Source organism: Pseudomonas sp. RP-B7, assembly GCF_059803535.1.
In genome coordinates this window covers 34370-58015 of the sequence record NZ_JAPFHC010000033.1, presented here as the reverse complement: position 1 = coordinate 58015, position 23646 = coordinate 34370, and the positions used below count along the sequence as shown (strand labels likewise).

The window sequence follows — 23646 nt, the reverse complement described above, 5'->3', positions numbered from 1 at the left end:
GTATCTTAGGTGAGCCCAAGGGTTTATGCGTCGAAGGGGTTCAACGGTAAAGTTGCGACATTTTTCAGAGCGGGGAATTCAAGTGGCTCAAAAGCAGGAAGAGGAAGAGAAGGTCCGTCTGGACAAGTGGTTGTGGGCCGCGCGTTTCTATAAAACCCGCGCCCTGGCCAAGGCCGCCATCGAGAGTGGCAAGGTGCACCATCGCGGTGAACGCTGCAAGCCGGGCAAGGAACCGCGCGTCGGCGACGAATTCCAGATTCGTACGGGATTTGATGAAAAGACCGTGGTGGTCCAGGCGCTATCCATCGTGCGCCGTGGCGCGCCGCAAGCGCAGACGCTCTACGTCGAGACCGAAGCCAGCATCGCCAAGCGCGAGAATGCGGCGGCGATGCGCAAGGCCGGGGCCATGGGCCTGAGCACCGATGGCAAGCCGAGCAAGAAGCAGCGCCGCGATCTGTTCAAGTTTCGCGGCAGCGGCAATGACGACTAACCCCGGCTCGGGCAATCCTACGTATTACGGGTGCATGACGCTCAGGCGGCTGATCAGTGGCACGCGCTGAAACAGTCTGAAAACCGGCGCCGTCACCCGTAGCAACCCCTGCGATACTTTCGCCGCAAACGGTGTGTAATACCCCCACCCCAAAGCCAACAGCGCCAGCAATACACCACCGATGTAATCGTCCTGCCCCCAATGCGCGCCCGCCACCAGGCGCGGCATCATGAACAGCAGCGCCAGGCCCCAGATCACCAGCAGCTGGCCGATACGCTTGGTGAACACCGTCATGAACATCGCCCAGATCAACAGTACCGAGGCATGGTCCCCCGGAAAACTCTGGCTCGAACGGTCTTTGAGCTCCCAGGTCTTCTCCAGCCCGGGAAAGTAGTCGCTCATCTGAATGGCCCCGCTGATCACCATCGACGGGCTACTGTGTTGCCAGCCCATGTGTGCCGCGAGTTTGGAAAACAGCATGCGGATAAACAGCAACAGCAACAAAATGCCGACAAAACCTAACAGCGCCTGGCGTACCTGCACGGCGTTGAAGACCCAGTCGCCGCGAATCAGCAGCATCAGCAGAATCACGCCGACCACTGCATCAAACGGTCGCAAACTGGCCACGGCCCATACGTGCAGCCAGCTTGAGTGGGTTGCCAGCGGATCATTGAGCAGATGAAACAGCCATTCGTCGAAAACCACACACAGCATCTGGCCCGTGGGCCACAGCCAAAAACACAGCAGTCCGATTGCGAGTAGATTGCAAACGGCCCATCGCCCGAGGTTCCACTTGGCTTGGAACAAACCCGGATTGTTCATAAACTGTCCCCCATCGCTCTAAAAACCGCACCAAATTGGTGCTAAAGCGTTTAATTCTATAAACCTTGTAATCAATTTGTCATCAATTCAGATACCCAGACCTATGACTGATCTACCGGATACCGACTTCACCCAACGCTTCATCTTCGACGAGACCGACGCCCGTGGCGAACTGGTCTCGCTGGAGCGCAGCTACGCCGAAGTCCTCGCCAAGCACCCCTATCCGGAGCCGGTCGCGCAATTGCTCGGTGAGCTGATGGCGGCGGCTGCGCTGCTGGTGGGCACCATGAAGTTCGACGGCTTGCTGATCCTGCAGGCCCGTTCCGAAGGCCCTGTCCCATTGCTGATGATCGAATGCTCCAGTGAGCGCGACATCCGTGGCCTGGCCCGTTACGAGGCCGACCAGATCGCCCCGGACGCGACCCTGTCCGACCTGATGCCCAACGGCGTATTGGCGCTCACCGTCGATCCGACCGAAGGCCAGCGCTACCAGGGTATCGTCGACCTCGACGGCGAGACCCTGTCGGACTGCTTCACCAACTATTTCGTGATGTCCCAGCAAGTGGGCACCAAGTTCTGGCTCAACGCCGACGGCCATCGCGCCCGTGGCCTGCTGCTGCAACAACTGCCGGCTGACCGCATCAAGGACGACGACGATCGCGCCGAAAGCTGGCGCGGCCTCACCGCCCTGGCCGGTACGCTCACGGCTGAGGAACTGCTGGGCCTGAGCAACGAAACCATCCTGCACCGCCTGTACCACGAAGAAGCTGTGCGCCTGTTCGACGCACAGTCCCTGCGCTTCAATTGCAGCTGCTCACGCGAGCGCTCGGCCAATGCGCTGGTCAGCCTGGGCCTGGAAGATGCACAGAGTCTGGTGGTGGAACACGGCGGCAATATCGAGATCGACTGCCAGTTCTGCAATGAACGTTACCTGTTTGATGCCGCCGATGTAGCCCAATTGTTCGCTGGCGCAGGCATCGACACCCCTTCCGATACCCGCCACTAAAACGTTTAAGCACAGGTAAATCACCTGACAAACGCCGGATTAGCGCAGTTCTGACGGGAGGGCCCTACTTTTTTTGGGCTTTTCTGGCATAATCCGGCCCACTTTTTTCGCGGTAGTAGTGCGCAACTTTCTACTACAAAACGTTTGGAGCACTCGGCCATAGGCCGACGGGGAACCTCATGACGCAAGCCAATAACGCCGTATACACCGATCTGAGTGTTGACGATCTGGTCAAAGAAGCCCTGCAGCGCGGTGAAGGCGTGCTTGCCGATACTGGCGCGCTGGTCGTAGAAACCGGTCACCGCACCGGTCGTTCGCCAGTCGATCGTTTCATCGTTGAAGAGCCAACCACCCAGGACGCCATCGCCTGGGGCCCGATCAACCGCAAGTTCCCGGCCGACAAGTTCGATGCGCTGTGGGCTCGCGTCGAGGCCTTCAACAATGCGCAAGAGCATTTCGTTTCCCACGTTCACGTAGGGGCTGCCGAAGACCACTACCTGGCCGTGAAAATGACCACCCAGACTGCCTGGCAGAACCTGTTCGGTCGTTGCCTGTTCATCAACCCGGCCCAGTACAACCCTGCCGGTCGCGATGAATGGCAAGTGCTCAACGTGGCCAACTTCGAGTGCGTGCCAGAGCGTGACGGCACCAACTCCGACGGTTGCGTGATCCTCAACTTCGCACAGAAGAAAGTGCTGATCGCCGGCATGCGTTACGCCGGTGAGATGAAAAAAGCCATGTTCTCGGTGCAGAACTTCCTGCTGCCGGCTTCCGACGTGCTGCCTATGCACTGCGCCGCCAACATCGGCGAAGCGGGCGACGTAACCCTGTTCTTCGGTCTGTCGGGCACGGGTAAAACCACCCTGTCCGCCGACGAAAGCCGTTACCTGATCGGTGACGACGAACACGGCTGGGGCGAAGGCGTGGTGTTCAACATCGAAGGCGGTTGCTATGCCAAGTGCATCGACCTGTCCGAGAAGAACGAGCCGGTCATCTGGAAAGCCATCAAGCACGGCGCCGTGCTGGAAAACGTTGTCATCGACGACGCCAAGCACGCGGACTACACCAATGTCAGCCTGACCCAGAACAGCCGCGCAGCCTACCCGCTGGAGCACGTTGCCAAGCGTTCCGAGAAAAACCTGGGCGGCGAGCCAAACGCGGTGATCTTCCTGACCTGCGACCTGACCGGCGTTCTGCCGCCCGTGTCGATCCTCAGTGAAGAACAAGCGGCCTACCACTTCCTGTCCGGCTACACCGCACTGGTGGGCTCGACCGAAATGGGTTCCGGCGGCGGCATCAAGTCGACCTTCTCCACCTGCTTCGGCGCGCCGTTCTTCCCGCGTCCGGCTGGTGAATACGCCGAGCTGCTGATCAAGCGCATCCGCGGCTTCGGCTCCAAGGTCTACCTGGTCAACACCGGCTGGACCGGCGGCGGCTACGGCGTTGGCAACCGCTTCAACATCCCGACCACTCGTGGCGTGATCGCAGCGATCCAGAGCGGCGCGTTGGTCGGTGCACAAACCGAACACCTCGACACCATCAACCTCGATGTGCCACTGGCCGTACCGGGCGTTGAGACTGGCCTGTTGAACCCACGTAACACCTGGGCTGACAAGGCTGCCTACGACGAAGCAGCGAAGGCGCTGGCTGGCCTGTTCATCGAGAACTTCAAGAAGTTTGACGTGAGCGATGCGATCAAGGCTGCCGGTCCTCAGTTGTAAGATTCGGTAGTTGTGAAAAAGCCGCCTCTTGTAGGCGGCTTTTTTGTGCGCGACAGGTCAGTCGGCGATGTGCAAAACCACGGCCCCGACCAGCACCAGCACGACCCCCAGAATTTGCACGGCCGACAAGCGCTCCTTGAAAAACACAAACCCCAAAACTGCCGCAATCCCCCCCGACAACGTACTGATCACCGTCACCACCGACACCGACCCTGCCATCGCCCCCCACGAAAACGCCGAGAACCCACCCAGGTTCATCAAGCTCGCGCCGGTCAGCGTCGCACAGTTTTTCAGCGGCGGGATTTTCAGACCGTCCTTGATCTTCAGCACCATCACCACCAGCACGCACAGGCCCACCAGGTAACCCAACCACAACATGGTGATCGGCCCCAGCGCCGGTAATGTATAGCGGCCTTGCAGCCAGAAGCTGGTGCCGTACAGCGTTGCCGCGAGCATGGCGTAGATGATGGACAGCCGCGGGTTGTTGTGAGGGACGTCGTTGTCCTTGTGGATGCTGGAGAGGATCACGCCAATCACGCACAGCGCGATGCAGCCCAGTTGCGTCAGGCTGATGTGTTCACCGCTGGCCCAGGACAGCAGCGTGGTGACTACGCCGTAGGACGTCACCAGCGGTGCGACGATGGCAGCCTTGCCCAGGGCGAACGCCTTGGACAGTGCGAGAGCGCCGGAGACGGTGAGCAGGGCGGCGGTGATGCCCAGTAGCCAGACGCTCAGCGCTGCATCGAGGGATTTGACGAGGAAGGTCGGGAAGATGACCAGCAACAGGGTCATGATCAAAAAGCCCAGGGCCTGGCCGAAGTACACCGCGCGCTTGACCCCGACGGCACGGGCGTTGAGGCCCACGAGAAAGTCCGTGCCGCCCCAGAGCAGGGCGGCCAGCAGGCCCATTGTTACGTCCATGTAAGGTCCTTGTTGGTTCGTGCGCGGCTTGCCAGATTAGCGCAGATCGAATGTGGGAGCGGGCTTGCTCGCGAATGCTGTATTTCAGTTGGAGGTGTATCGGCTGACACTCCGTATTCGCGGGCAAGCCCGCTCCCACATTGGAACGTTGTTGTGCTTTGGGTCTGCGCTCAATCAGCTCAGGTTTTCCAAGGTCTGTGTGTCCCATCTTTGCGTCTTGATCGCCAGGTACAACATGCCGATGGTCAGCGGGATTTTGTCGCCGCGACCCTTGGCGCGATGCTTCAGGAATACATCGAACACCGGCGGGTTGAAGTAGCGATAGGCGTCGTAGTCGCCCATATCGAGAGCAAATTCCTCTTCAACGGCTTCCATGAACTGCTTGGCCTCTGCACCGTCGCAACCGAGGTCGAAGTTGATCGCGGTTTGCAGGCGCAGGGTCTTGTGTTTCGGCAAGCCGATTTCTTCGTGCAGCAGTTGCAGGAGTTGCTGCATCGCGAGGTCTTCGGGGAAGTCGGGGGCGAGGTTCATGGTGGGGGCACGCAGGAGTGGGTGAGGGGGATGGTCGCGTTGCAGGCGGTATTTGTTTCGGGTGATGAAGAGGGCCAAGCCTATCAAGAATACGAAGACAGGTAGAAAGGGCATTCTGAGAATCACCGCCACGTAGGGGAGTAGGAACGTCAAAGTGAGCCCGGTCACGAGAAATGTGAGTGCGAAACGCTTTCTGAGGGTGGGGTCTGTGATTTGGTAATGCAGCACCAAATACGTGATGAAAAAAAATACGGATTGAAGGTACATGGCCATGCAACTAAGGCTCTTCCGAGTAGATATGCATCGAGAGTGTTGAGTGCTGAGGGCCTATCCCTCCTTTCACGCTGGCCTCAAGACCTATGATGATGTCACCCGTGTGATATTTGCGAAGCTTGTTCGAAATCGTATCGCCAACAAAGCCAGCAGTTACCGCTGAAATGACAATTCCTGGCGTTGAAATAGCTCCGGAAATTATTTGTTTGATGAGGATGTTTTGGTCGTTTAACCGATCAGCTTGATTTCGTCTCAACGGATTCGAAATTGCGACTGTGATCTCGCATGGAAAATCCTTAGCCAGCATTTTTTCGTACAGATTGCGTATTTGATCGCGAACTTGCTGGGCTGCTGTTTTGGCTTCCGGTAGGCAAAGGTTGGCTAAAGCGTGTCGATTGCCAGGCAAAACAGTGAAGCGAATCACCTTGAAAATGACGCCATAGTGACCGATGTGTTGAGTCTTTTCGATGTGCATGAGGCCTTGCCCCGAAACTTTATAAGGCGCTAGTTTCGGTCAGGCAAAGGTGATTTTTGTAGAGCTAAGGAAGGGTGTTTTAAGCAGTTTCGGAGGAGGATGGCACGGCATTTGGCGGTTTCTTACAGGTGTTTCCGATTGCATGGTTTGACGTGAATCGTTTGGACGAAATTGGTTATTTGTGGGAGCCGAGTTTGTCCACGATGACGGTGGGACAGTTGGGGAAATACGGACCGATACACCGCCATCGCAGGCAAGCCAGCTCCCACAGATTTAGCTGTGTGGCTGGTTAGGTTGCTTTGGTGTTTCGGCCGCCGGTTGCAGCTGTACATGCTGTGCAGCTTCCAGCAAATCACAGCCATCCTGGACGAGGAGGTATAGCGCGTTTGTGATGTGGGATATGTCTTTGAGGTCGGCGTGTTCGAAGGTCATGCAGGAGAAGGTTTCCAGCAAGTCGGTGGCAGCGCGGATGCGTTGGTGGGCGGCGGACTGAATGTCTTCAGCGGTAGCTTGGGTGTCTATGAGTAGCGGATGAGTATCTGTGAAATTGGTACGCAACTGACGATAGCGGTCCATCGTTTCAATTATTTGCATTTGAAGGTACTCGGTTTGCTGTTGGGTAACCGACATCACCGTGGCCAAACGGTGGGTGGCGGACTGTGCGCGGGTTGGCCAGCCGGAAACAGCACTCCGACACGTCCGAAGACGTCCCCCACACAGCCGCCATAGCACTGCGATACGAGACGATAGACGTTCGAAGAGTAAGTAATGGCACTTATGTGTGCTGTTTTTCGGGTGACCAAACCCGGTCGCTGATTTGGCAGCGACGAAGCGAACCTTAGAAGTGAGTCAGTTTCCGGGCAATAAACAGATGGTTTAACTGGGCGGGGTTCGATCAGGCGCCAACAGGCCTGCTGATACACCGCTCAAAAATCGCCTCCAACCCCCGGTAATCACACGCCACCGCATCAATATTCGCCGGCACCCATGCGGCATGTTTCACCAGCCACCAGTTCACTGAAAACCCCGCATTCACGATGATCTGTTCAAACAAAATCCGCTGCGCCCGCCCGTTGCCTTCGCGGAAGGGGTGAATAACGTTGAGGTCGCCGTACGCCTCGGCAATCTGCGTCACCAGCTCGGACTGAGTCGCGCCCACGTACCAGTTGGCCGCTTCCATATGCCGGATGATTTTCGCCGCTTCCGGTGGGATACGTTCCGGGGTGCAGAACAGGGTGTCGCCTTTCTGGATGTTGACGCTGCGCAACTCGCCGGCCCAGTCGTAGAGGTCGTCGAACAGGATGTGGTGGATGTGCTGCAGGCGATCGAGGTCGTAGGGCGGAGGGAAGAGCGGGAGGTTGCCTACGGCGATTTCGGAGAGTTCCCGCTCAGCCTGGTGCAGGCGGGCTTCGTCGTGCAAATCGAGGCGGTTGCGCAGCACGCTGCTACCGGGATAGCAGTACGGGTCCTGGCCGACGCCATATTTGTCGAGCATCAGCGTGGGGTGTCGCGGTACTTGGCAAGGACGGCTTCGCGGGTCGGCAGGGGTTTGTCGACGTCGGCCGGTTGGGTGTCGAACCCTTCCAGGCGCAGGCTGGCCAGGTAATTGGAACGGCGGATCTTGTGGTAATGATCCTGTTTTTGCTCAAACGTCAGTTCGCTCATCGCAGCGTACTCCTGGGTAGCAAGGCTTGATTGTAGCGCAATGCTTCCGAGGGCAGGCGCGATAAAAACCACGTCACATTTTGTACAAATAAACTGCCAGCTCGCTGAATTCAGCGTATGTTGCAGCGCAAAATCTTGTAGGGCGATTCCGCCCACTACTTAAAGGGAGTTAAGCATGGGTTTGCTGCGTGTCGCTTCGGCGATGTCATTGTGTGCGGTAGCGTTTTCCGTCCAGGCCGAACAGTTGCCGATCGAAGTGCTCAGCGCGGTGGTCAAGGATCAGAAAATCGCTGACGCCGAAGTGCTGCTGCAACGCAACGGCGCACAGAACGTGGTGGGTCGTACCAACGCGCAAGGCCAGGTGACGCTCACCAGCGAAGGCGCCGATGATGGCAGCAGCCTGCTGATCATCAAGAAGCCTGGCTATTCCAACCTGGTGGTGAAGTGCCCGTGCAAGGGCATGACCTATGCGGTCAGCCCGGTGATGGAAAACCTCGACGGCCTGCGTGTGGTGCTGACGTGGGGCAAGACCCCGGAAGACCTCGATTCCCACATGATCTTCCCCGGCAACAATATCTACTTCGAAAACAAGCAAGGTACCGACGCCGAGCTGGACGTGGACGACGTTGACAGCTACGGCCCGGAAACCATCACCCTGCAGAAAAAACACTACGGCGAAAGCTACGTGTATGCGGTGCATGACTTCACCAACGGCAGCAATCCAAGCTCGCGCCAGCTGTCCAACAGTGAGGCCAAGGTGTTTGTGTATATGGGCCAATCGCTGGTACGTACCTACTACGTGCCGCAGAACCGCACCGGCAACCTGTGGACAGTATTCCGCATGACCGGCAGCGGCGACTTCCAGGACATCAACACCTTCACCGGCGTGACTGTGGACGCGGCGAACGTGCTGAACGAAGTCAAGCCGTTGCTGGATGACAGCGTGGCGGTCTCGGCAGTGGCGGTCAGCTCCTCCGCACAAACCGATGCGAAACGTCTTAACCTGCAAGGTGAAGCGGCCTACCAGGCTGGCAAGCTGGACCAGGCGATCGACCTGTTCCGCCAAGCCATCGAGCTGGACAATGGCTTCGGCAAGGCCTACGGCAACCTGGGCCTGGCCTATCAGAAGGCTGGCAACACCGCCGAGTCGATCTGGGCCAACCGCAAGGCCATCGCTTTGGCGACTGGTGCGAATGCCCCTACCGTGCGTGCAGGGTCTTACTACAACATTGCGCGGATCTATGAAGCGGCCGGGCAGTTCCAGGATGCGTTGCGTCACTACCAGTTGGCCAAGGAACAGAAAGCCAATCCGGTGTATGACACGGCGATTGAGCGGGTGAAAAACCGCTGATTCACCGGTAATACAGAAATACAGATCTAAACAATGTGGGAAGGGGCTGGCCCCCTCCCACATTTGGTTTGCGGTGCTCCTGCAAAACCTGGTGAAACATCCCACTTCGGCCCTGCGCCATCCCCGCCCTGTGTATCATCCTGTCTCTTTTTTCCATGCGACCTTTCTCGATGCGCTGAGATTTGCGGGCTATGTTTTTGAGCCTACTCAGCGGTCAATGGAGTGACAGCTTATGCACGACACCCTCCAGCAGGTCTTTGGTTATCCACAGTTTCGTTTGGGCCAGGAACAAACGGTCAGCGCCGTGCTGGCCGGTCGTTCTGCTGCCGCGATTTTCCCCACGGGCTCCGGCAAGTCCCTTTGTTATCAGCTGTCGGCAGTGCTGTTGCCGCACCTGACGCTGGTGGTGTCGCCGCTGCTGGCGCTGATGCAGGACCAGCTGGGTTTCCTGCAACGCCATGGCATTTCGGCGGGCAGTATCGATTCGGCCCAGAGCCGCGAAGACGCGAATGATGTGATGGCGCGTGCGCGTTCGGGTGAGTTGAAGATCCTGATGATTTCCGTGGAGCGCTTGAAGAACGAGCGTTTTCGCAACTTCCTGCAAAGCGTGCAGATCTCGCTGTTGGTGGTGGATGAGGCGCACTGTATTTCCGAATGGGGCCATAATTTCCGTCCGGACTATTTGAAGCTGCCGGACTACCAGCGTCAGTTCAATATCCCACAAGCCCTGCTGTTGACGGCTACGGCGACGCCCAAGGTGATTGCCGACATGCAGGCGAAGTTCGCCATTGCTGCAGACGATGTGGTCACCACGGGCTTCTACCGGCCCAACCTCAACCTGTTGGTGGAACCCGTCAGTGGTGCAGACAAGCGCCGCCGACTGGTGCAGTGGATGAGCGAGCGGGTGGGCCAGCCGAGCATCGTTTACGTCACCTTGCAAAAAACCGCCGAACAGATTGCCGAGCATCTCAATCGCCATGGTATCCAGGCCGAGGCGTATCACGCCGGTTTGCCCCACGATAAGCGCGAGGGTATCCAGCAGCGCTTCATGGGCGGGCGCTCCAATTGCATCGTCGCCACCATCGCGTTTGGCATGGGCATCGACAAGAGCGACATCCGCAATGTGGTGCATTTCGACCTGCCCAAGTCCATCGAGAACTACAGCCAGGAAATCGGCCGCGCCGGGCGTGATGGTCAACCGTCCGATTGCCTGGTACTGGCCAACCGCGACAGCCTCAACGTGTTGGAAAACTTCGTCTATGGCGACACGCCGGAGCGGGACGGCATTCGCCGTGTGCTCGACGAGCTGCAGGCCGCGCGGGGTGACGGGCAGTGGGAGTTCCTGCTGCGCTCGCTGTCGGACCACAGCAACATCCGCGAGCTGCCGCTGAAAACGTTGCTGGTGCAGTTGGAGCTCAAGGGCGTGATCGCGCCGCGCTATGCGTTTTATGCCGAATACCGCTTCAAGTACCTGATCGAACCCGAAGCCCTGCTGGCGCGTTTTTCCGGCGAGCGGCAGCAGTTTGTCGCGGCGATTATCCAGGTGTGCAAGCGGGCCAGGACTTGGGCGACGGTGGACTTCGACGCGCTTTATCAACAGCACAACGCCGGGCGCGACCGCGTGGTGAAGGCGCTGGATTACTTCCAGGAACAGGGCTTGGTCGAGCTGGAAAGCAAGCAGATGACCGAGGTCTACAGCCTGCTCGATACGGATTTCGACCCACAGGCCTTGAGCGCCGAGTTATACACAGGCTTCAAGCAGCACGAGATCGGTGAGGTGGCACGGATTCACGCCATGCTTGATCTGTTCGCCACCGAACGCTGCCTGGGGCAGCGCCTGGCGCAGTATTTTGGCGATGAAAACGCGCCGCAGCGCTGTGGGCATTGTTCGGTCTGCCACGGTGATGTGGCGCACTTACCGCCGCCGCCGGCCTTGCCGCCGCTTGTGGATAAAAACTTCATGGGGCTGTGCGGTGATTTTATCCACAGGCATCATCAGCACACCGGCCAATTGCCCGAAGCGGAACGCCTGACGCGGTTCCTCGGCGGGATCAGCGTGCCGTTGTTTACCAAGTTGAAAGTGCGGGGTATTCCGGGCTTTGCTGCGCTGGAAGATTATCCGTATGCCGAGGTACGCGAGTGGGCCGAGGTCCATTTGAATGCGCTTTGAACCCTTCTTTAGAGGTGAGCCCTATGCCTGATTCCGTGCCACAACGTGCCGATTACCTTCACTTCCAGCCGATCATCACGCGCTGGCACGACAACGATGTGTATGGCCATGTGAACAACGTGACCTACTACAGCTTTTTCGACACGGCGGTGAATACCTACCTGATCGAACAGGGTGGGTTGGATATTCACGACGGCGAAGTGGTGGGGTTCGTGGTGAGTTCGGCGTGTGATTACTTCGCGTCGATTGCCTTTCCCGAGCGCATCGACATTGGCTTGCGGGTGGGCAAGTTGGGCAACAGTTCGGTGCAGTACGAGTTGGCGGTGTTCAAGGCAGGCGAGGACGAAGCCTGTGCGGCGGGGCGCTTTGTGCATGTGTTTGTGGAGCGTGGGTCGAACCAGCCGGTGCCGATTGCGGGGGTGTTGCGCGAGGCGTTGCAGCGGTTGGTGGCCTGATCGCAATCTCGCGATCCGTGGAAATCAAATGTGGGAGCTGGCTTGCCTGCGATAGCGGTGGGTCAAGTCAAGCCGTATTGCCTGACTGTTTGCTATCGCGGGCAAGCCCGCCCCCACATGAATCGTGCTGTGTGCTCTAGGTCGCGGGCTTAGCGGTGACGGTAGTGATGCTTGTTCTTGCGATGCCCGTAAGCATGCCCACGGCCACGATGGTCATCACGATCATAACGACGGTTGTCACGCGAACGACGATCATCGTCATCGCTCTTGTTGCCCATGTAGTTGCCCAGCGCACCACCCGCGCCACCGCCGGCGGCTGCGCCGATCAGGCTGCCGGTGCTGCCGCCGACACTGCGACCCACAACGTTGCCGCCCGCTGCGCCCAACGCACCGCCGATGGCGGCTTCGCCACGGCTGCGTTTGTCGGCGCCGACCGCACTACCACCGGCGCCACCCAGGGCTGCGCCAATGGTCGAGCCGGTGTTGCCGCCAAGCTGCTGGCCAACAACCGAACCTAGAACCCCGCCCAATGCGCCGCCTACACCGGCTTCGGTGGTGCCACCGGCCATGGCTGCGCCACTGACCAGGCCAAGGGACAACAAGAGAATCGAGGAGAACTTCATTCAGGGAAACCTCAAGGGGATGACGGCGCGATCCTGAGGCTGTATCGGTATTGTGACAATAGAAATCCGACCAGTAACACGAGTTGTGCACAATTCGCTAAGTTACTGTTTTGACTAGGGAACTTAAGCTGGTTTTATGGGTCTTTAGCTACTTCGGAACGGCCGCTTTTATGCAAAAGCGGCCTTTTTTTTGCTCGCAATTGTAGTGAGCGGGCTTGCCCGCGCTGGGTGGCGAAGCCGCCCCAAATCCATACACCTGAGTCTTTCTGATGCACCGCGGCGTACCGTTTGGGGCGGCTGCGCCGCCCAGCGCGGGCAAGCCCGCTCACTACGAGGTGATGGTCAGGCGCTGCGGGCCATGATCAGGCCGTTGTCGCTCGCGGCTTCCAGCCGGATCGCCACGAATTTCGACGTCGGCGTATGGCTGCCATCCCCAGTGCTTTCCAGTGGCACCAGTGGGTTCACTTCCGGGTAGTAGGCCGCCGCCTGTCCTGCCGGAATATCGAACGCCAGCAAGGTAAAGCCTTTCACACGGCGTTCACGGCCGTCCTCCCACAGCGACACGATGTCGGCCTTCTGCCCCGGCTTGAAGCCCAGGCGGATGATGTCGGCTTCGTTGACAAACAGCACGTCGCGCTGGCCCTTGACCCCACGGTAGCGGTCGTCCAGGCCATAAATGGTGGTGTTGTACTGATCGTGGGAGCGCATCGACTGCATGATCAAGTCCGGCACCTTGCCGGTGGCGTGGGTGCGTTCGTGGATCAGGTCCTTGGGCAGGATATTAGCGCGGAAGTTGGCGCGGCCCGACGGAGTGTTCCAGCGCCGTGAGCCGGCGGAGTTGCCGAGGTAGAAACCGCCCGGGTGCTTGATCTTCTCGTTGAAGTCCTTGAAGCCCGGGATGGTGTCGGCGATCAGTTCACGGATGCGCCCGTAGTCGGCCACCAGCCAGTTCCAGTCCACTGGTTTGCTGCCCAGGGTGGCGGCGGCGATACCGGCCAGGATCGCCGGCTCGGATTTCATCAGTTTCGACAGCGGTTGCAGTTGGCCGTTGGAGCCGTGGACCATGCTGAACGAATCTTCCACCGTCACCGCTTGCGGGCCGTCGGCCTGGATGTCGATGTCGGTACGGCCCAGGCACGGCAGGATCAGCGCGTCTTTGCCGTGCATGAGGTGGCTGCGGTTGAGCTTGGTGCTGATCTGCACGGTCAGGTCGCAGTTGCGCAGCGCTTCAAAGGTGCGCGGGCTGTCTGGGGTGGCTTGGGCGAAGTTGCCGCCCAGGCCGATAAACACCTTGGAGCGGCCTTCGAGCATGGCGTGGATCGCTTCGACCACGTTGTGGCCGTTGGTGCGTGGCACCTGGAACTGGAAGCGCCGTTCCAGGGCGTCGAGGAACGCCACCGGTGGGCGTTCGTTGATGCCCATGGTGCGGTCGCCCTGCACGTTGCTGTGGCCACGCACCGGACACAGGCCGGCGCCGGGGCGGCCGATGTTGCCGCGCAGCAGCATCAGGTTGGCGATTTCCTGGATGGTCGGCACCGAGTGACGGTGCTGGGTAATGCCCATGGCCCAGCACATGATCACGTTCTTGCCTTTGGCGTACATGCGCGCCGCCTGCTCGATCTCGACCAGCGTCAGGCCCGATTGCTCGGTGATTTCATCCCACGAGGTGTCGTCGATCCTGGCCAGGTAGTCCAGCACGTTGGCGGTGTGTTCGTTGAGGAAGTCGTGGTCGAACACCGCTTCCTTGCCTTCGGCCTGGGCCTGGCGTTCCCACAGCAGCAGGAACTTGGCCATGCCGCGCAAAATGGCCATGTCGCCACCCAGGGCCGGGCGGAAGTAGGCGGTGTTGGTCGGTTTGTCGCCGTTGGTGAGCATTTCCAGCGGGTGTTGCGGGTGCTGGAAGCGTTCCAGGCCGCGCTCTTTGAGCGGGTTGATACACACCACCTGGGCACCACGGGTCACCGCTTCGCGCAGGGGTTCAAGCATGCGTGGGTGGTTGGTGCCAGGGTTCTGGCCCCAGACGAAAATCGCGTCGGCATGTTCAAAGTCGTCAAAGGTCACGGTGCCTTTGCCCACGCCCACGCTTTGCGCCAGCGCGACGCCGCTGGCCTCGTGGCACATGTTCGAACAGTCCGGGAAGTTGTTGGTGCCGTAGGCGCGCACAAACAGTTGATACAGGTACGCCGCTTCGTTGCTGGCGCGGCCCGAGGTGTAGAACTCGGCCATATCCGGGCTGGGCAGGGCGTTGAGGTGCTTGCCCACCAGGTCGAACGCGGCTTCCCAGCTGATGGGCTGGTAGCGGTCGGTGTCGGCGTCGTAGCGCATCGGCTCGGTCAGGCGGCCCTGGTATTCCAGCCAGTAGTCGCTTTGCGCCAGCAGCGAGGTGACGCTGTGCTTGGCGAAGAACGCCGCATCGACACGGCGCTTGGTGGCTTCCCAGTTCACCGCCTTGGCGCCGTTCTCGCAGAACTTGACCATGCCGCTTTCCGGCGAGTCGCCCCAGGCGCAGCCTGGGCAGTCGAAGCCGCCGTTCTGGTTGGTCTTGAGCATCATGCGCAGGTTTTTCAGCGCGTTGTCGCTGGTCAGCCAGGCCTGGGCCACGCTGATCAGTGCGCCCCAGCCGCCGGCTGCGCCCTTGTAGGGCTTGTAGCGCGGGGTTGGGGTTTGGTCGGCTTGATTATGGTTGCTCACGGCTGGTTCTCCATCGCGGGGCTGTAGACCCGCGGCGCACTTTTCTGCGGCAGGTGAATGAGATTGAGGTTATGCCGGCGCGCCCATTGCAGGGCCAGGCCGGTGGGCGACGACAGGCTGACCAGGGTCTGGATGCCCGCGCGCAGGACTTTCTGGATCAGCTCCAGGCTGCAACGACTGGTGACAATCGCCAGGCCGCCTTCGGTCGGAATCTTTTGGCGGATCAAGGCGCCGATCAATTTATCCAGGGCGTTATGCCGGCCGATGTCTTCGCGGCCCAGCAGCAACTCGCCCTGGCTGTTCATGAATACGGCGGCATGCACCGCGCCGCTGTACTGCCCCAACGGCTGGAACGCGCTGATGCGTTGGCGCAGGCCATCAAGCCATGCGGCAGGCGGCAAGGGTGCGCCGGGCAGCACTGGCAGGTCGGGCAGGGCTTGTTCCACCGCCTCCACGCCGCACAGGCCACAGCCGCTGGTGCCGGCCAATTGGCGGCGCTGCTGCTTGAGGTTCCAGAACGCGCGGCTGGAGATTTGCACCTGAGCATACTGCGCTGAGCCAGATCCGCTGAGTTTAAGATCATAAATGTCGCTAACGTCGGCGATAATGCCGCTGCCAATGCTGAAGCCGACGATAAAATCTTGCAGGTCGGTGGGCGTTACCAGCATCACCGCCTGGCTGATGTCGTTGTAGGCAATTGCCAACGCCACTTCTTCCGCCAGCGCGGTGCTGGCGACTTCCGTGTGTTCGAGATTGCAAAACTGGTAGCTCTGGCTGGCGGCCGGCGCGGGCGTATCAAGGGCGGGCGCCGCGCAGACTGGGCGCTTGGCGTTCATGGGGCAATACCACCGGCGGATTGATCAGTGTTTAGACTAGGCGCGACAAAGCGTCGCGTCTAATTGCCAGTACTGATCCGCCGATAGATGACGTCGATCAAGACTCGATTTGCGATTTCTGAAACAGCGCGAAGCACGCCTCGGCCAACGCCGAACGCGGCGCGCTACGGCGCATGATCAACCCCAGGCGCGCCAGGGTGTGCGCGTCTTCGATGGGTTGCAGACGCAGGTGCTCGGTGAGCGCATCGAGGCCGCCATCGAGCGGCATCACCGCGCAACACAAACCGCCATGCACCGCTTGCAACAACTGATGGACGGCATCGGTTTGCAGCAGCGGCTGCGGGTTGAGCCCACGGCTGTGGAAGTTATGGTCGATGGATTGGCGAAAGTGCATGCCGCTGGTGAGCATGCCCAGGGGCAGTTCGGTCAGCGCTTCCCAGCTCAACGGTTTGTCGCCGAAGCTGAAGAAGCGTTGGTCATAGAGTAGGCCCATGCGGGTTTCGCCCAGGGCCAGGGAGTCGAAACGCTCGGTGTCCAGGCGCTCCAGATAGGACACGCCGAGGTCCAGGCGGTTGCTGGCCAGCTGTTCGAGGATCTGTTCGGAGCTGAGTGCCGACAGCTCGAAGCGCAGGCTCGGGTGCTCCTTGTGCAGTTGCTGCATCAAGGCCAACGGATCAAAGCTCGACAGTGGCACCACGCCCAGGCGCAACGTACCGACCAGGTTGCCGCGACAGGCGGCGGCTTCAGCCTGCAAGCCGTCATAGGCGGCCAGGACTGTTCGGGCCCAGGCCAGCACGCGTTCACCGGGGGCGGTAAAGCCTTCGAAGCGCTGGCCGCGATTGACCAACGGCAGGTCCAACTCTTCTTCAAGACTGCGCAGGCGCATCGACAGGGTCGGCTGGGTAATGTGGCAACGCGCCGCCGCCTGGCCAAAGTGCCGGGTTTCGTCGAGGGCGATGAGGAATTTCAGCTGTTTGATGTCCATCTTCGCTCCGGGCTTATTCCAATGGCGGGGGGATTCTAGCGCGTTTGGGTCTTTGGCCGGGCTGGAACCCAAATCCTCGGGACTGGTCTAGTCTTGGGCATCTGGAACTCAAATCCCAAGGAGAGCGCACTATGAGCATTTTCAGCTTTATCAAGGAAGCCGGCGAAAAGATTGTCGACCTGTTGACGCCGGGTAATGCAAACGCCAGTGAGCAGTTGAAGGACCACGTGTCCAAAGTCGGTCTGGGGAATCCGAATGTGCAGACCACGGTGGACGGCGACAAGGTGACCGTGACCGGTGAAGTGGCCACCCAGGAAGAGAAAGAGAAGATCCTGCTGGCGCTGGGCAATATTGCCGGTGTGGCCAGTGTGGATGATCAGATCAAGGTAACCGGTCCGGTAGTGGCTGCCGCCCGTTTTGTCGTGGTGAAGAAGGGCGACACGTTGAGCGCGATTTCCCTGGCGGTATATGGCAACGCCAATCAGTACAACAAGATTTTCGAGGCGAACAAGCCGCTGTTGTCGCACCCGGACAAGATCTATCCAGGCCAGACACTGCGTATCCCTGAGTAATACGCACAGCAAAATGTGGGAGCGGGCTTGCCCGCGAAAGCGGAGTGTCAGTCACTGAATGTGTTTCTGATCCACCGCCTTCGCGGGCAAGCCCGCTCCCACATTGGGTTTAGAGTCCGGCAATGAGATCGCGGTAGTCGTCGACGGCCTCGAATTCCCCTGTGTCTTTGGCCCCTTTTTTACTGTCCGGCTCTTTGACCGCCAACAAATGCCCCACACCAAACGCCCGCGCACTGCGCAAAATCGGCAAGGTATCGTCGATAAACAGGCTGCGCGCCGGGTCGAAGCCGATGTCGGCTTGCAACGCATCCCAAAACTGCGGGTTTTCCTTGGCAAAACCGTAGTCGTGGGAGCTGATCAGGCGTTCGAAGTACGGTGCCAGCTCAATCCGTTCCAATTTCAGTGACAGCGAATCACGGTGCGCGTTGGTGATCAGGATCACACGCTTGCCGGCCCGTTTGATCGCCGCGAGGAAGGTGTCTGCATCCGCGCGCAGCGCTATCAGGTGGGCGGTTTCCAGCTTGAGTTCGCGTACCGGGAGCTTGAGTTCGGCGCTCCAGAAATCCAGGCAATACCATTGCAACTGCCCGGCGTTACGCTCGAACAGGGGCTGCAACTCCATCTCGGCCATGGCCCGGCTCACGCCGTGCAGTTCGGCGTAGCGTTGGGGCAGGTGCTCCATCCAGAAATGGTTGTCGTAATGCAGGTCGAGCAGGGTGCCGTCCATGTCCAGCAGGACGGTGTCGATGGCGTGCCAGGGCAAAGAGGGCATGGGGCGGTCTCTTGTAAGTTGAAATATCCGACACAGACAATCGGAAAAGCCACGGTATAGTAACCCGATCACGCCAAGGAGCCGCTTATGCGCCAGAAACCCACCGTCCTCGCCCGCGAAATAGTCGCCAGTAGCCGTTTGTTCCGCGTGGAGGAAGTGCAATTGCGCTTCACCAATGGCGTTGAACGGACCTACGAGCGCCTGGTGGGTCGCGGTGCCGGCTACGGCGCGGTGATGATCGTGGCGATGCTCGATGACGAGCACGCGGTGCTGGTGGAAGAGTATTGCGGCGGCACCGATGAATATGAACTGTCCTTGCCCAAGGGCCTGATCGAACCCGGCGAAGATGTTCTGGCGGCTGCCGACCGTGAGCTCAAGGAAGAGGCGGGCTATGGCGCACGGCAGTTGGAACTGATTACCGAGCTGTCGCTGTCGCCCGGCTACATGAGCCAGAAAATCCAGGTGGTGCTGGCCACCGATCTCTACGAAGAGCGTCTTGAAGGTGATGAGCCCGAGCCGATGCGGGTGGACAAGGTCAACCTGCGTGAGCTGTCGATGCTGGCGCAAAACGAGCAATTCAGCGAAGGCCGCGCCCTGGCCGCGCTGTACCTGGTACGAGACCTGTTGACCCAGCGAGGAGCGTTTAACGCATGAGCGAATTGTTTTTAGGCCACCCGTTTATCGCCCCCGTTATCGAGCTGGCTCGCCAGGCCGGTGAAGTGATCCTGCCGTACTGGCGCGCCGGGGTGGCCGTGACGTCCAAGGCCGATGATTCGCCGGTGACGGCGGCCGACCTTGCCGCTCACCACCTCATCCTCGCGGGCCTGACCGCGCTGGACCCGAGCATCCCGGTCCTGTCCGAAGAGGATGCCGACATTGACCAAAGCGTACGCGCCGCTTGGCAGCGCTGGTGGTTGGTGGACCCGCTGGACGGCACCAAGGAATTTATCGCCGGCAGCGAAGAGTTCACCGTCAACATCGCCTTGATCGAGCAGGGCCGCGTGGTGTTTGGCGTGGTGTCGATGCCGACCAACGGGCGTTGCTACTTCGGTGGTGCGGGCCTGGGCGCATGGCGTTCGGATGTGAATGAAGCGCACAAGCCGATCCAGGTGCGCACGGCCCCGGCGGCCGGCGAGGCGTTTACCGTGGTCGCCAGCCGTCGGCATACCAGCCCGGAGCAGGAGCGTCTGCTGGACGGTTTGAGTGAAGGCTTGGGAGCGCTGAAGCTGGCGAATATCGGCAGTTCGCTGAAGTTCTGCCTGTTGGCCGAAGGCAGTGCCGACTGTTATCCACGACTGGCGCCGACATCGCAGTGGGACACCGCCGCGGCCCAAGGCGTGCTGGAAGGCGCGGGTGGCGAAGTGTTGGAGTTGAGCGGCGTGCCGTTCAGTTATCCGGCGCGGGCGTCGTTGTTGAATCCGTTCTTTTTGGCATTGCCGGCCAAAGCGCCGTGGCGCGAACGCTTGCTGAGCCTGGCTCGGTCTTAGAACTACAGCAGATCAAAAGTGTGGGAGCGGGCTTGCTCGCGATAGCGGTAGATCAGTCAGAAATGTTCTAGCTGATACTCCGCATTCGCGAGCAAGCCCGCTCCCACAATTGTTTGGTGTTGTTGCGGTTAGCGGTGCAGGACGTACTGGCCGGTAAAGGCAACGGCGCGGTCCTCGCTGCCCTCATTCACAATCCACGTCTGCAGCGTCAACCGTGCACGACCATAGCGCTTGTAGGTCGCCACAAACCGCTTCCACACCTTCTCCTCCGGCGCCTGGCACACCACGGTCGCGTCGCGGGTGACGGGCAGCGGATAACTGATCTGCCCCTCCTGAATCACGATGTGCCCGTCTTCAATCCCTTCTTCACGCAACTGCAAGTGCAGCCAACCCCAACCCGCCAGTACTGCGCCGCAGTACAGGCTGCCGCCAAACATGGTGCTCTTGTGGTTGATATTGGCCTGCAACGGCAGGTGCAATTCCAGCCGCCCGTGCTGCCAGCCGCGCACCTTGAGGCCCATTTCCCGGGTCAGGGGGATGTCGTGGTGCAGGACGGATTCGAGGTATTGGCTGTCGCGGCTCATGGCGGTCTCTTTGGCGTGGGTCATTCGTCGTCGCCGCTTTGGTTGGCGAAGTTCAGGCCGTGCTTGCGCAGTTTGTCGTGCAGGGTCTTGCGCGGCACGCCGAGGGCTTCGGCGAGGCTGCGCATGGAACCGTGGGGGCGCGTCAGTTCGGCGGCGATCAGGCTTTTTTCAAACTGTTCGACCTGCTCGCTCAAGCCGCCCGGGGTGGAGGTCAGTACGCTGGCGAACGGGTTGTCGGGCGTGGCGTCCAGGGCCAGCTCAAGCCCCAGGGCGAAGCGTTCGGCGGCGTTCTGCAGTTCGCGCACGTTGCCTGGCCAGTTGTGACGCAACAGCAGGGCGCGCTGGCCTGGTTGCAGTTCGTGCAGGGGCAGGCCATGGCGGCTGCTGGCTTCGTCGGCGAAGTGCTGGAACAGCATCAACGCATCTTCACCGCGCTCGCGCAGTGGCGGAATGCGTAGCGAGGCGACGTTGAGGCGGTAATACAAGTCGGCGCGGAAACGGCCCTGGTCGGCGGACTGGCGCAGGTCTTCCTTGGTGGCGGCGATGATGCGGATGTCCAGCGGGATCAACTGATTGCCGCCCAGGCGTTCCACCACGCGTTCTTGCAGCAGGCGCAGCAGCTTGACCTGTACGTCCAGGCTCATGCTCTCGATTTCATCGAGGAACAGCGTGCCGCCGTTGGCGAATTCGAACTTGCCGATGCGGCGCTTCTGCGCGCCGGTGAACGCGCCCGGCTCGTGGCCGAACAGCTCGCTTTCCACCACCGATTCGGCCAGGGCGCCGGCGTTGATCGCCACGAACGGCCCGCTGCGGCGGCTCGACAAATCGTGCAGTGCACGGGCCACCACCTCTTTGCCGGCACCGGTTTCGCCCAGGATCAGCACATCGGCCTTGGTCGCCGCCAGGGCACCGATCTGCTCGCGCAGGCGCAGCATCTGGGGCGAGTGGCCGACCAGTCGGGTACTCAATTGCTGGCGATCGCTGAGGGCCAGGCGCAGGCTGCGGTTGTCCAGTACCAGGCGGCGCAGGGCCAGGGCGCGGCGCACGCTGTCGAGCAGGGCGTCGCTGGCGAAGGGTTTTTCGAGGAAGTCATAGGCCCCGGCACGCATGGCCTGCACCGCCAGCGGCACATCGCCGTGGCCGGTGATCAGCAGCACTGGCAGGTCCGGGTCCTGGCCGTGCAGTTCGGTGAGCAGCTCCAGGCCGTCCATGCCGGGCATGCGGATGTCGCTGACCACCACCCCTGGCCAATCCCGCGACAGGCGTGCGGTGAGGCCGTTGGCTTCGCCCAGGGGCAGGACTTTCAGCCCGGCCAGGTCCAGGGTCTGGCACAGGGCCTGGCGCAGGTGTGGATCGTCGTCGATCAACACCACCTGAATGCCGTTCTCGATACTCATACACTGCGGTCCTCGGACGGTTGCAGACTGACGCCCGGCGAGCCGGCACGCAATTTCAAGGTTAACAACGCGCCGCCTTCCTTGTGGTTGGCGAACAGCAACTCGCCACCAAACGCCCGCATCAGGGTGTCACAGATCGCCAGGCCGAGCCCCAGGCCCTGGGTGCGCGTCTTGGTGGTGTAGAACGGCTCGCTGGCGCGGCCCAGGGCTTCCATGCAAAAGCCCGGGCCGTTGTCGCGGATGTACAGGTTGACGCCCTGTTCGGTGGTTTCGGCACTCAGCCAGAGCTTGCGCGGCGGGCCTTTTTCGGTGAGGGCGTCGAGCGCGTTGGCCAGCAGGTTGCCGAGCACCTGGCGCAGCCGGGTTTCGCCGGCTTCTACCCACAACGTCGCTTCCGGCAAATCGCGGATCAGCTCGACTTCCATCGAACGGCGTCGCTTGGCCAGCAACGCCAGTGCATCGTCCAGCGCCGGTTGCAGGCCGACGCTCTCCGGCGCATGCCGGTCGCGACGGGCGAAGGCGCGCAGGTGGGCGATGATCGAGGCCATGCGCCCGGTCAGTTCGCTGATCAGCTTGAGGTTGCCGCGGGCGTCGTCGGTGCGCTGGTGGTCGAGCAGGATCTCGGCGTTTTCCGCATAGCTGCGAATCGCTGCCAAGGGCTGGTTGAGCTCGTGGCTGATGCTCGCCGACATGGTGCCCAGCGCTGACAGTTTGCCGGCCTGCACCAGGTCATCCTGGGCACGCACCAATTCCTGCTGCGCGTGTTCGCGCTCCAGCACTTCCTGTTTCAGGCGCCGGTTGAGGCCTTCCAGATCGCTGGTGCGCTCGATCACGCGGGCTTCCAGCTCGCGACGCGCCTTGGCTTCAAAGGCGATGCGCTCCAGGTAGTGGCGACGGCGCTGCATCATCAGGCCGAGCAACAGCATCAGCACCAGCAACGTCGCGCCGCCGACGGCGACCACGGTGCGCACCGGGCGGTTGATCAGGGATTGTGGCGCGAGGATCTCCACGTTCCAGCCGGTTTCGGCAATGGCCGTGGATTGGCGCAGCCACGCGGTGGAGCTGAGGGTCAGTGGCTGCGGGTCGCGGGTCGGGTAGGGCTGGATGGCGGTGATTGCCTGGCGCTCTTCGGCTGTCAGCGGGCGGGTGGCGCGGAAGCGCCATTGCGGGCGTGAGGTGAGGATCACCACGCCGTTGTGGTCGGTCACCAGCAGTTGTTCCGGGGTCTTGCCCCAGAGGCTTTCGGTGTGGTCCAGGTCGACCTTGACCACCAGCACGCCGATGATGTTTTCGCCATCGCGCACGGCGGCGGCGAAGAAGTAGCCGCGCTTGGCCGAGGTGGTGCCCAGGCCGAAGAAACGCCCCAGGCGCCCGGCCATGGCTTCGCTGAAATAGGGACGGAACGAGAAATTGCGCCCGACGAAGCTGTCCTGTTTATCCCAGTTCGACGCGGCGAGGGTCTTGCCGTGGGTGTCCATCAGGTACATCACTTCCACCCCGGCCTGGGCGGCGACGTCCTTGAGCAGCTGGTTGGCATTGGCCAGGTTGGTGCTGACCTGGGGCGCCGCCAATGCGGTGCGCAGGGCCGGCAGGTCGCCGAGGATCTGCGGCAGTACTTCGAAGCGGTGCAGGGTGCCGAGCAGGTTGGCGACGTACAGGTCGAGGGTCTGGCGGTTCTGCCCGGCCAGTTCGCTGCGGTAGTAGCGCTCGGCCAGGTGCTCCAGCGGCCACAGCAGCGGTGCCAGGCACAACGCCAACAGGGCGAGGCTGCGCCAGCGGGGTCTTCGCGGGAGAGGTGGAGTCATGGGAGTCGGGCGCC

24 protein-coding genes are annotated in these 23646 nt (G+C 60.8%); 9 read left to right on the top strand and 15 right to left on the bottom strand.

The genetic code is table 11. The features are described from left to right. Nucleotides 1–82 precede the first annotated feature (82 nt). Nucleotides 83–490: an RNA-binding S4 domain-containing protein gene (locus OPU96_RS23920; RefSeq protein WP_192298469.1), complete on the top strand. Its 408-nt coding sequence runs from the start codon at nucleotides 83–85 to the stop codon at nucleotides 488–490. A 24-nt stretch (nucleotides 491–514) separates the two neighbouring features. Here OPU96_RS23920 and OPU96_RS23915 read toward each other — a convergent pair whose 3' ends face one another. Beyond that, on the bottom strand, nucleotides 515–1312 hold the full coding sequence (locus OPU96_RS23915; RefSeq protein ID WP_226456725.1) for a phosphatase PAP2 family protein: 798 nt from the start codon (nucleotides 1310–1312) through the stop codon (nucleotides 515–517). 103 nt (nucleotides 1313–1415) lie between these two features. On the opposite strand from OPU96_RS23915, the gene hslO reads away from it, so the two are divergent. Together hslO and OPU96_RS23905 are read left to right on the top strand one after the other, a co-directional pair. After that, complete coding sequence (hslO, locus tag OPU96_RS23910) at nucleotides 1416–2318, top strand: Hsp33 family molecular chaperone HslO (protein WP_498559809.1); 903 nt, start codon at nucleotides 1416–1418, stop codon at nucleotides 2316–2318. A gap of 179 nt (nucleotides 2319–2497) precedes the next feature. Continuing rightward, nucleotides 2498–4039 carry a phosphoenolpyruvate carboxykinase gene (locus OPU96_RS23905; protein WP_226456727.1) on the top strand — a complete coding sequence of 514 codons (1542 nt, stop codon included), beginning with the start codon at nucleotides 2498–2500 and terminating at the stop codon, nucleotides 4037–4039. A 57-nt stretch (nucleotides 4040–4096) separates the two neighbouring features. Here the strand turns inward: OPU96_RS23905 and OPU96_RS23900 are convergent, their stop codons facing one another. The 6 genes from OPU96_RS23900 to OPU96_RS23875 all read right to left on the bottom strand — a co-directional run bounded on the left by OPU96_RS23900 (nucleotide 4097) and on the right by OPU96_RS23875 (nucleotide 7904). Continuing rightward, nucleotides 4097–4948, bottom strand: a complete 852-nt coding sequence (locus OPU96_RS23900) for an EamA family transporter (RefSeq protein ID WP_498559814.1) — start codon at nucleotides 4946–4948, stop codon at nucleotides 4097–4099. Between the two features lie 186 nt (nucleotides 4949–5134). Beyond that, nucleotides 5135–5491, bottom strand: a complete 357-nt coding sequence (locus OPU96_RS23895) for a DUF1493 family protein (RefSeq protein WP_226456729.1) — start codon at nucleotides 5489–5491, stop codon at nucleotides 5135–5137. A 277-nt stretch (nucleotides 5492–5768) separates the two neighbouring features. Beyond that, nucleotides 5769–6239: a hypothetical protein gene (locus OPU96_RS23890; protein ID WP_226456730.1), complete on the bottom strand. Its 471-nt coding sequence runs from the start codon at nucleotides 6237–6239 to the stop codon at nucleotides 5769–5771. A 273-nt stretch (nucleotides 6240–6512) separates the two neighbouring features. Continuing rightward, the gene (locus OPU96_RS23885; protein WP_498559808.1) at nucleotides 6513–6833 is read right to left on the bottom strand and encodes a hypothetical protein; all 321 of its coding nucleotides are present in this window, start codon (nucleotides 6831–6833) and stop codon (nucleotides 6513–6515) included. A gap of 301 nt (nucleotides 6834–7134) precedes the next feature. Continuing rightward, nucleotides 7135–7734: a putative adenosine monophosphate-protein transferase Fic gene (locus OPU96_RS23880; protein ID WP_226456732.1), complete on the bottom strand. Its 600-nt coding sequence runs from the start codon at nucleotides 7732–7734 to the stop codon at nucleotides 7135–7137. Further along, nucleotides 7734–7904 carry a YhfG family protein gene (locus OPU96_RS23875; protein ID WP_017737561.1) on the bottom strand — a complete coding sequence of 57 codons (171 nt, stop codon included), beginning with the start codon at nucleotides 7902–7904 and terminating at the stop codon, nucleotides 7734–7736. The genes OPU96_RS23880 and OPU96_RS23875 overlap by 1 nt, the downstream gene beginning before the upstream one ends. A 175-nt stretch (nucleotides 7905–8079) precedes the next feature. Here OPU96_RS23875 and OPU96_RS23870 point away from each other — a divergent pair, with 175 nt between their 5' ends. The 3 genes from OPU96_RS23870 (at nucleotide 8080) to OPU96_RS23860 (ending at nucleotide 11880) form a co-directional block, all read left to right on the top strand. Continuing rightward, a complete protein-coding gene (locus OPU96_RS23870; RefSeq protein ID WP_192298459.1) occupies nucleotides 8080–9255 on the top strand; it encodes a tetratricopeptide repeat protein in 1176 nt (391 codons plus the stop codon). Between the two features lie 232 nt (nucleotides 9256–9487). Continuing rightward, nucleotides 9488–11425: a RecQ family ATP-dependent DNA helicase gene (locus OPU96_RS23865; RefSeq protein WP_498559807.1), complete on the top strand. Its 1938-nt coding sequence runs from the start codon at nucleotides 9488–9490 to the stop codon at nucleotides 11423–11425. A 23-nt stretch (nucleotides 11426–11448) separates the two neighbouring features. After that, nucleotides 11449–11880, top strand: coding sequence for an acyl-CoA thioesterase (locus OPU96_RS23860; protein ID WP_226456735.1), 432 nt, complete (start codon nucleotides 11449–11451; stop codon nucleotides 11878–11880). 149 nt (nucleotides 11881–12029) lie between these two features. Here the strand turns inward: OPU96_RS23860 and OPU96_RS23855 are convergent, their stop codons facing one another. The 4 genes from OPU96_RS23855 to OPU96_RS23840 all read right to left on the bottom strand — a co-directional run bounded on the left by OPU96_RS23855 (nucleotide 12030) and on the right by OPU96_RS23840 (nucleotide 17015). After that, nucleotides 12030–12503 (bottom strand): glycine zipper domain-containing protein, encoded by a 474-nt coding sequence (locus OPU96_RS23855; protein ID WP_017737565.1) that lies wholly within the window; start codon nucleotides 12501–12503, stop codon nucleotides 12030–12032. A gap of 342 nt (nucleotides 12504–12845) precedes the next feature. Continuing rightward, complete coding sequence (locus tag OPU96_RS23850; RefSeq protein ID WP_226456736.1) at nucleotides 12846–15194, bottom strand: FdhF/YdeP family oxidoreductase; 2349 nt, start codon at nucleotides 15192–15194, stop codon at nucleotides 12846–12848. Then, entirely contained in the window at nucleotides 15191–16030 is an 840-nt protein-coding gene (fdhD, locus tag OPU96_RS23845) for a formate dehydrogenase accessory sulfurtransferase FdhD (protein ID WP_226456738.1), read from the bottom strand. Before fdhD ends, OPU96_RS23850 begins: the two co-directional genes overlap by 4 nt. Nucleotides 16031–16127: 97 nt before the next feature. Beyond that, complete coding sequence (locus OPU96_RS23840) at nucleotides 16128–17015, bottom strand: LysR family transcriptional regulator (protein WP_226456740.1); 888 nt, start codon at nucleotides 17013–17015, stop codon at nucleotides 16128–16130. Between the two features lie 131 nt (nucleotides 17016–17146). On the opposite strand from OPU96_RS23840, the gene lysM reads away from it, so the two are divergent. Further along, nucleotides 17147–17587, top strand: coding sequence for a peptidoglycan-binding protein LysM (gene lysM, locus OPU96_RS23835; RefSeq protein WP_226456741.1), 441 nt, complete (start codon nucleotides 17147–17149; stop codon nucleotides 17585–17587). A gap of 109 nt (nucleotides 17588–17696) precedes the next feature. Here lysM and yrfG read toward each other — a convergent pair whose 3' ends face one another. Then, entirely contained in the window at nucleotides 17697–18359 is a 663-nt protein-coding gene (gene yrfG, locus OPU96_RS23830; protein ID WP_192298452.1) for a GMP/IMP nucleotidase, read from the bottom strand. 87 nt (nucleotides 18360–18446) lie between these two features. On the opposite strand from yrfG, the gene nudE reads away from it, so the two are divergent. Together nudE and cysQ are read left to right on the top strand one after the other, a co-directional pair. Continuing rightward, on the top strand, nucleotides 18447–19013 hold the full coding sequence (nudE, locus tag OPU96_RS23825) for an ADP compounds hydrolase NudE (RefSeq protein ID WP_192298451.1): 567 nt from the start codon (nucleotides 18447–18449) through the stop codon (nucleotides 19011–19013). Next, nucleotides 19010–19846: a 3'(2'),5'-bisphosphate nucleotidase CysQ gene (cysQ, locus tag OPU96_RS23820; protein ID WP_226456743.1), complete on the top strand. Its 837-nt coding sequence runs from the start codon at nucleotides 19010–19012 to the stop codon at nucleotides 19844–19846. The genes nudE and cysQ overlap by 4 nt, the downstream gene beginning before the upstream one ends. A 128-nt stretch (nucleotides 19847–19974) precedes the next feature. On the opposite strand, the gene OPU96_RS23815 is transcribed toward cysQ, so the two are convergent. Genes OPU96_RS23815 through OPU96_RS23805 form a run of 3 tightly spaced genes read right to left on the bottom strand, consistent with a single transcriptional unit; the run spans nucleotide 19975 to nucleotide 23632 of the window. Continuing rightward, nucleotides 19975–20430, bottom strand: a complete 456-nt coding sequence (locus OPU96_RS23815; protein ID WP_192298600.1) for a YiiD C-terminal domain-containing protein — start codon at nucleotides 20428–20430, stop codon at nucleotides 19975–19977. Nucleotides 20431–20450: 20 nt separating this feature from the next. Then, a complete protein-coding gene (locus tag OPU96_RS23810) occupies nucleotides 20451–21827 on the bottom strand; it encodes a sigma-54-dependent transcriptional regulator (protein WP_192298449.1) in 1377 nt (458 codons plus the stop codon). Next, nucleotides 21824–23632: a sensor histidine kinase gene (locus OPU96_RS23805; RefSeq protein WP_192298448.1), complete on the bottom strand. Its 1809-nt coding sequence runs from the start codon at nucleotides 23630–23632 to the stop codon at nucleotides 21824–21826. The genes OPU96_RS23810 and OPU96_RS23805 overlap by 4 nt, the downstream gene beginning before the upstream one ends. Nucleotides 23633–23646: the final 14 nt, after the last annotated feature.